An 8,494-nucleotide genomic window follows, 5' to 3' on the forward strand; every position below is an offset into this window, starting at 1 on the left:
ATATTATTGAGAAGGTAACTGAATTGAGCAAAGCTGATGAATAAAGTAACAGAACAAAGTGTAGTCATTCCCAAGGATTTTCTCAAGGGAGTTGAAGAGGTAGAAATTCGCAAGGAAAATAATATTATTTTTGTGAGCGTAACTAATCAGACATATCCAATTTTTGAGATAGGATGAACCCGGTAAACTGCGGGGTAGCGTGCTTTATTGCTGAAGTGTTAAGAGATGTTGAAGAGTAATCCAGTAAAGCAGTATAGAGTGAGATACTACGGGAAAATAATAACTGAGGGTAAACATCTCCCATATAAATGAGCGCATGGCTCATCTATATGGAATGACGGCTGAGTAAATGAAAATTTTTATAGAAGATTAAATGCTATGGAAAGTTTTGAAAAAAATGGAATATGGTTTCTTCCCGAAAGTCCAGATAGACAAATAACTGGTACATTAGTATTTTCACCCGATCAGCAACCCAGACTCAATTTAGTTGGAGAATTGAGAGAACTTGATCTCCAAGAAAAATTAGAAAGCGATATTAAATATCCTCTTGTACATGGTTATCTAATAGGTGATTCCGGCACTTTTGAAGAAGTAACGCTTTGTAATTCTTACCTAAAAAATGAATTTAAAACAGGATATCCCACCAGTGAATTATATCCTGAATTTATATTAAAAGGTTATCATTTTTCATCTTTAGATGAAATCGAATTTCAACACATAATTGTTCAATACGATTACTTAGAAAAATGGGTTAATTTACCCAATCTTGAAATTGATTGTATTCCGCATCATGACCAAGCAAATACTTACAAAGAAATCATTTTTAACCAAAAAGTTAATGAACCAATTGAGATAGGCAAAATAAATGATTGCTCTATTACTATTATTGATCTACCTTTTTTAAACCCACAATATGTTCAGTCAATAAATCTATTGGCAACTTTGGGACGGAAATGGGATAGAAGTGAAATTTTAATAAAAGAACAAAAAAAGATTCTAATTAAACCTGACAGCCCTAACAAATTAAATTATTTTTTAGAGGTTGTTGATTTAATACAGGAATTTTTAACTTTTAGTTGCGGACAAATTATTCTACCATTTAAGATTGAAACAACCATTATTGCTAATAATCAAGAATTTGAAAATCAGCTTTTTAATGGAGATTGGAGGGTAATTCAAACTGAAAGACAAAGGGCGTTTCAGATTAATATTTTCTATAAAGTTACTTCTCCTTTGATTAATAAAGTATCTTTTAATGCTAGTTTAATCCTGTTCAAATTTACAGACATTAGAGAAAGCTCAGCAAAAGTTTTAAACAATTGGCAAAATATTAGAGAAAAAATATCATCAATTATTGAAATCTACTTGGGGTTATACTATATTCCTGTTCGCTATAAGAATGATTTATTTTTGGCTCTAGCTCAAGCAATTGAAGGGTTTCATAGAATTTATTGTGAAGGAGATTATTGTGATAATGACACATTCAAAAAAATTGAAGAAAAGCTAAAAGAGACATTTTCTTCAGAACTACAAAAATATGATATTCATGAAGCTTATTATGACTCTTTACTAAGAAAAACAGAATATTGGAATGAATACTCTTTAAAAGAAAGGTTAGAAGATTTTTTGGATGATGGAAGTATATTATGGAAAATATATTTTTTAAAATTGACACTAGAATCAATGTCATGTAGTTTATTGCGTTATGCTAGTTTATTGCGTTATGCTTATTTTCACTTAATATACTATTCTGAGAATAATTTTTATAGTTGCTTACCTGATAATTTTTTTATATCAAATGAGGACAAAGAAAATTTCATCAAACAAGTTAGAGACACAAGAGGTTTTTTAACTCATCCTAGTTCTGATTCAAACTCGAATAAAAAAAGTAAACATATAGTATCTGGTAATGAATTAGAAAATTTAATACATAAGCTCAAAATCATTCTGGAAATTTGTTTACTAAAATCACTAGGTCTTGATTCATCAAAGATTAAAGCGTGGACTCGTTCACGCCATCTCCTCTGATAAATCACCCATATTTAACCAAGGTGGGCAAATAATGCCCACCTAATTCCTACTTCTCTACCGTGAAATACTCATTCTTAGCATACACGCTAATAATGCAGTCGCCGACTTCAAAAAACATCCCCTCTTGCTCATCTTTAGAAAATTGCAAGTTGCCGTATTTAGAATTAATTTCCTCAGCAGTCGCCGCTTTTGCCTCCATTTCATCTGGGATAAGTCCGGTAGAACCGATATAGAAAACCAGCGGTGAAACTTTTTCCCTGTACACTTTTTCGGCATAAGCTTCGAGTCGCTCATTCGCATTAGCTAAAGCAGCGACAAACTCCTCTCGCTTGACATCTTCTCCCTGCCATTTCGCTTGCAAAAGGCGCAGCAAACTATCTGCACCCACTTTGGCTAAAGTAGCGCTAACAATTCCGTTATCCTCCAACCCCAAAAACTCATCGAAAATCAGTCTCATCAAGTCGTCAACTTTAGTAACTTTTGTTCGGGATGACAGCGTTTTGTATGCGAATACAACAGGCTCATCTAACGTGATGTCAAATGTCGGTTTTGCTAGCTTTTCGCCCGTATTTTTGTGGTAAACTTCATAAAGGCGATCGAGAAATTTGTTGGCCGAGTGCAATTTGCCGAAGTTGAGGATGTTTTTGCTGCCGATGTCGATTTTGTAGCTGACTCGCGAATCTACTGAACCGTTGGCGATCGCACTTTTTAAATCTGTGTATTCAGTCGTTGTCGGAAAGTTGATGTAAAGGCTTTTTGACAGATAATGCTGTTTCAATTCTTCCAATTGTTCCGCAGTGTAAGCCTCGGATTCCTCCTTCAAATGAGCCGAGAGAATGCTAGAGAGAATTTTGATTTCTGCGAGTTCCTCAAACACTCCGTCAAGGCTGCCGTAACGTCCGTCAAAAGGCACTAGGGGCAAAGTCTCTAACTTAATATCGTACTCGGAACGGAAGTCAAATTCTTGCACGGGCGAACCGTCTTTTTCAAGAACACCGCATTTTTTGAGCAAATCAAACACTGGTTTGCTGCTGATTTTGGTTCGCAGCGACTTAATATTAACTTCGCCGTCGCTGACAATGGTATAATTGTTGAAAGTATTGAGGTCTGTAACTAGAATTCCCGCCACTTCTGCGATTAAACTTTCATCTTCAACTTTTACCAGCTTAGCTTTGCGGGTAATCAGCATATTGATGGTAGCGGTATTTTGATTGATGGCAAATGAACCCATTTGCACGTATTCGCCACCATCTAAGAATTCAGTTTTCAGCCAAGGCTTGACAAGGTTGCCGTTTTCGTCTCGTTTTCCCTCAATTCGCTTCAAACCTTTCCGCTGATAATTTTCTTGCAAGTGTTTCAAATTGATGATGATGCTGTTGCTATTTTCCTCCAATATCTCGATCAACTCCAGCAGGGAAATTTTCTCGCTGACTTTTACCCGATCGCCAATTTCATGATTTTTCAACACCTCAGGCGCAAAAACAGCCTGTTCCAAATCTTCCGTAAACTCTGCTATTTGGGCATTTGTCAAAGCTTTCGCGTGTTTTTCCGTCAAAGTAGCGTCGAAGGTACTCGCCAGCGCATACTTAGCCCTATTTAAATTGCCGTCAGCGAGGTTAGCTTTCGCAAAAGCGAACACCGACTCATCAGTTTGAGCAACGGGAACATCTAGTTTCTCATACTCATCTTTGGCGACTTTCTGATATTTGTAAAACAGTCCCCGATCCTCTGCTTTCAGCCCGCAGATTTTCAGAGTGCTCGATGAACCGTTGATTTTCTTGCCGCTTTTGGAAACAAAAACTTGATAATCATACTCCTTAATTAACGGTTCTTCCAGCGCAGGTGCAACCGAACTGCCTAACAGTTTTGTGCTGTCGTAAAGAGCATTATAAACCGTTTTGACTTCGCCAGCGCGGATGCAATTTCCCGATAATGTGTTGGCGATTTTCGATAGAAGCTTGAAGTCAGCAGAGGCATAGGATATCGTGTTGGCAAACACATCCATGTCTTTTAGTTCTTCGCAAATTTCCCCTAGTTTTGCAGCCTCCGAATTGGCACTTGGGTCATTTGCATAGCCGTCTGTGTGCAAATTGATCGCTGTCATTTCTCCCGCTTTAACCAGAGATTTAGCGAGTTGCATCGACTGGGATATGCAGGTACAGCCAGCCGTGTGGATTTTTTGAATTTCTTTGATGTATAGAGAGTCAAACTTCAGCACTTCTTGAATGGGAATTCGCTGGAAGTGACAAATTACGTCCCCCTTGTCAGCATAGGAAATCAGGCTGACTATTAGCTGGTAATTGTTGTATTCGTCTAAGGTCAAAAGCTTGATTAGGGTTTCTTTCAGCGGTTCTAAGTCATAATACATTGAGCCGGAACGGTCGATGATGATGATGCTGTGAGCGACGGATTTTTCTGGGATATCACTGGGCTTTCTTTCTAAATTAATGCGATCGACTAGATAGAATGCCTTTGCGTTTCCGGCAAAATTGTAGAGGGTAAACTTGGTGCGAGTATTGGAGGCTGCTTGGCTGCTGGAACGTTTGACTTGAGATGATTGTTTTGCTTGCCGTGCCATAGTTTTAACCTATGTTGATTTATTCCTCAACATAATTATGACACGCGTTTCTGGGGATGTCAAGGCCTGTGTGGAAAATTATCTGCGAAGCTGAATAAGCATTAATATTTAGCGCTGCGGTGCCAGGAAAAAGTGCGGCGGTAGGGTAAAGGTGGGCTGTTTTGGCAAAAGTAATGGATCTGCGTAAGTCGTTTAGTAAATATTTAGTCAATCATGCTTTATTTAGAAAATCCGCTGCTCAAACTTTATATAAATCTGATCGGATGGGTGGCGTTGGGATTTTTTCTCGGCCGCCTACTACCGAGAAGCTATTCTACATATTTAGCCAAGTTTCTTTTCTTCTTTGGCACGCCATTGAGCATTGTTGCTTTTATCCGCAGCGCCAATTTGTCGGGCGCTATTTGGATGGCGCCGCTGATAGCTTGGGCGGCAATTCTAGCAGGTGGAGGACTCGCTGGGATTTTGATAATTTTCGGTGTCGGCGAGGAACGTTTCCAGACTCTTAATCCGATCGCCCAAAATAGCCCGGAACACACCAGCGCTTGGAGTTTGCCCACTCAAGGCAGCTTCTTATTGGCAACGATGGTGGGTAATACGGGTTTTTTAGGCATTCCCGTCACCTTGTCCTTATTAGGGTCGGAACACTTTGCCTGGGCGTTGTTTTACGACTTGCTAGGCACTACGATGGGAATCAATATACTGGGAGTTGCTATTGCTTCTCACTGCGGTAAAAGCGATCGCCCTCAGAGTTGGTTAGGTCCGGTGCGGGCAATTTTTATGAATCCGGCACTGTGGGCTTTTGGTATAGGGTTTGTCTCGCGCAGCTTGCCGCTGTCGGCACAAATCACAGAATTGTTAACAACAGGCGCTTGGACTGTAATTACTTTAGCTTTAATTACGATCGGGATGCAGTTGAGCAAGTTGAATTCCTTACACAACCTCAAACAAGTTTTGGCTTGTCTGACGATTAAAATGCTGTTAGTTCCCTTGGTAATTGGCACGGGATTAACGTTTTTTGGGATCGCGGGTGCGCCGCGACTTGTGCTAGTGCTGCAAATGGCAATGCCTCCTGCTTTTGGTACTACATTGCTGGCCGAAGCTTTTAATCTAGATCGCGAATTAGCTGTAAGTGCGATCGGCCTCGGCTGCGTTAGTTTATTATTCACTATTCCTATATGGATGAGGCTATTTAATTATTAATAAAAATAATAATTGCTCATTTTAAAACGCTCCTTACTTCAGTGATCCCCATCACAAACATTGAGCGATATATGTCATCTTGATTTAAAATAACAATCACGGGACTTGGAAACTGTATTGGCTTCTGCTAATGTGGAAATAGCCCGCTGAGGACGGGAAGAATAAAAGTATGGCAAGTATAAATTTTTCCTTGACAGGTTATCAAATTCTCGATCGCATTTACTCAGGAACTCGCACCCTAGTTTATCGAGCTTTCCGCACTGGCGACAAACAGCCCGTAGCCATCAAAGTCTTGCGGAACGAGTATCCCAGCTTCAGCGAACTGGTGCAATTTCGCAATCAGTACACGATCGCCAAAAACCTCAACTTGCCCGGAATCATCGAAACCTACAGCTTGGAAACCTACCACAACAGCTATGCGCTGGTAATGGAAGACTTTGGGGGAATTTCTGTCAATGAATGGATGGAACAAGGGGAAACGGCCCCGACTCTGAGCGAGTTTTTGCAAGTAGCGATCGACCTGAGCAATACATTAGATATACTCTACCGCCACCGGATAATTCACAAAGACATTAAACCAGCCAATATTTTAATTAATCCGCAAACAAAACAAGTCAAACTCATTGACTTTAGTATTGCATCTTTGCTGCCAAGGGAAACTCAAACCCTGATGAATCCTAACGTGCTGGAAGGGACACTCGGCTATTTGTCTCCCGAACAAACGGGAAGGATGAATCGGGGGATTGACTACCGGACAGACTTTTACTCTTTGGGCGTGACTTTTTACGGATTGCTGGCGGGACAATTGCCGTTTCAATCCAACGATGCGATGGAATTGGTACACTGTCATATTGCCAAGCAACCGCCATCACTGCATGAAATCAATCCCGCAATCCCGCCCGTCCTCTCGGAGATTGTCAGCAAATTAATGGCAAAGAATGCCGAAGACCGCTATCAGAGTGCGTTGGGACTGAAATTCGATTTAGAATTTTGTTTGAAGCAACTTGAAGAAAACGGTAGGATAGAGAGTTTTACGATCGCGCAGAGGGATGTGGGCGATCGCTTCCTCATACCCGAAAAACTCTACGGCCGCGAAACCGAAGTTGCCCAATTACTGGCAGCATTCGATCGAGTAGCAGGTTTTTCCCAGCAGCCATCAGAACAGGGTGGAGGCTGTGAGTTAATGTTAGTCGCGGGTTTTTCTGGGATTGGGAAAACTGCAATTGTCAATGAAGTTCACAAACCAATTGCCCGCCAGCGCGGCTATTTCATCAAAGGCAAATTCGACCAATTTAACCGCAACATTCCTTTCTCAGCTTTTGTCCAAGCATTTCGAGATTTAATGGGACAATTGTTGAGCGCCAGTGACCAGCAGTTGAAAAACTGGCAAACTCAAATATTGCAAGCAGTGGGCGATAACGGACAAGTCATTATTGAAGTAATTCCCGAACTAGAAAAAATTATTGGGCCACAACCGCCCGCACTAGAATTATCAGGAACTGCGGCCCAAAATCGGTTTGATTTGCTGTTTCAAAACTTTATTCACGTGTTCACAAAACCAGAACATCCCCTGGTGATGTTTTTGGATGACTTGCAGTGGGCTGATTCCGCCTCGCTGCGGTTAATGCAACTGCTGGTTGCCGAGTCAGCAACCGGCTATTTATTAGTTATTGGTGCCTACCGAGATAATGAAGTGTTTGCAGCACATCCGTTGATGCTGACACTGGATGCAGCGGTCAAAGCTGGGGCGACGGTGAATACTCTGACGCTGGAACCGTTGAGTTCCGAAAGTCTAAATCATTTGGTTGCTGATACGCTCAATTGCGATCCATCTTGGGCAAGACCTTTGGCTGATTTGGCGGCACAAAAAACCCAAGGAAATCCCTTTTTTGCAACGCAGTTTCTCAAAGCACTGCATCAGGATGGGCTGATTGAGTTTGACCGGGTTGCTGGTTATTGGCAGTGCGATATTGTGCGAGTTCGGGAGGCAGCGCTGACGGATGATGTGGTCGAGTTTATGGCGTTGCAGTTGCAAAAATTGCCGCCAGGGACTCAGAATGTGTTGAAGTTGGCTGCTTGTGTGGGGAATCAGTTTGATTTGGGGACTTTGGCAGTTGTCTCCCAGCAATTGGAAACGGAAACGGCGGCGGATTTGTGGAAGGCTTTGCAAGAGGGGTTAATTTTGCCTGAAAGTGAAGTCTACAAGTTTTATATGGGGCGAGAAAGACGGGAGGAGGCCGAAAATTCGGAGGTGGTGAAGGGAGCATCCCGGTTTTGTAAATATCCGAATAAGCGTAAAATAGTTAAAATCAATAAAAGCGTCAAAAAAAGTCGAAAACAAGAGCCATGACCCCTGAAGAACTAGAGCGGTTGCAATCCTGTACGGCAGAAATTGCTAAAATTTTGTATAACAATACACCCCCAAGTGAACTGACCAGTCTGGAAAATATTGAAAAGCATCTCAGGCAACAATGGCTGGAAAAAGTGGGCCCACAAATCGGTTTTTTTTTATCAAACAAGCAACGGGAACAGAACAAGGACGACCCCGCACAGTAAAAAGCTGTATTGGTGAACTAATAATTACTGAAAAACAGGCCGAAAAATTAGATATCAAGAAATCTACTCGATTATCTCCATTATTTGAAAAATGCTGTCTCCGTCAAATAGCTAATCTTTCCTACGAAA

Annotated in this window: 6 protein-coding genes; 5 read left to right on the forward strand and 1 reads right to left on the reverse strand. The window is 41.1% G+C overall.

Annotated features, from left to right (window positions below):
- Nucleotides 1-36 precede the first annotated feature (36 nt).
- Together QUA13_RS25150 and QUA13_RS25155 are read left to right on the forward strand one after the other, a co-directional pair.
- A complete protein-coding gene (locus QUA13_RS25150; RefSeq protein WP_333202964.1) occupies nucleotides 37-177 on the forward strand; it encodes a hypothetical protein in 141 nt (46 codons plus the stop codon).
- 201 nt (nucleotides 178-378) lie between these two features.
- Nucleotides 379-2,028 carry an ApeA N-terminal domain 1-containing protein gene (locus QUA13_RS25155; protein ID WP_333202966.1) on the forward strand — a complete coding sequence of 550 codons (1,650 nt, stop codon included), beginning with the start codon at nucleotides 379-381 and terminating at the stop codon, nucleotides 2,026-2,028.
- A 49-nt stretch (nucleotides 2,029-2,077) separates the two neighbouring features.
- Here the strand turns inward: QUA13_RS25155 and QUA13_RS25160 are convergent, their stop codons facing one another.
- On the reverse strand, nucleotides 2,078-4,609 hold the full coding sequence (locus QUA13_RS25160; RefSeq protein WP_333202968.1) for a VWA domain-containing protein: 2,532 nt from the start codon (nucleotides 4,607-4,609) through the stop codon (nucleotides 2,078-2,080).
- A 213-nt stretch (nucleotides 4,610-4,822) separates the two neighbouring features.
- Between QUA13_RS25160 and QUA13_RS25165 the strand changes: the two genes are divergently transcribed.
- The 3 genes from QUA13_RS25165 (at nucleotide 4,823) to QUA13_RS25175 (ending at nucleotide 8,365) form a co-directional block, all read left to right on the forward strand.
- Entirely contained in the window at nucleotides 4,823-5,809 is a 987-nt protein-coding gene (locus QUA13_RS25165; RefSeq protein ID WP_333202970.1) for an AEC family transporter, read from the forward strand.
- Nucleotides 5,810-5,978: 169 nt separating this feature from the next.
- Complete coding sequence (locus QUA13_RS25170; RefSeq protein ID WP_445242745.1) at nucleotides 5,979-8,159, forward strand: ATP-binding protein; 2,181 nt, start codon at nucleotides 5,979-5,981, stop codon at nucleotides 8,157-8,159.
- Complete coding sequence (locus tag QUA13_RS25175; RefSeq protein WP_333131523.1) at nucleotides 8,156-8,365, forward strand: hypothetical protein; 210 nt, start codon at nucleotides 8,156-8,158, stop codon at nucleotides 8,363-8,365. Before QUA13_RS25170 ends, QUA13_RS25175 begins: the two co-directional genes overlap by 4 nt.
- The last annotated feature ends 129 nt before the right edge of the window (nucleotides 8,366-8,494 follow it).

It is taken from the genome of Microcoleus sp. S28C3, from assembly GCF_036700785.1.
Taxonomy (GTDB): Bacteria; Cyanobacteriota; Cyanobacteriia; order Cyanobacteriales; family Microcoleaceae; genus Microcoleus; species Microcoleus asticus.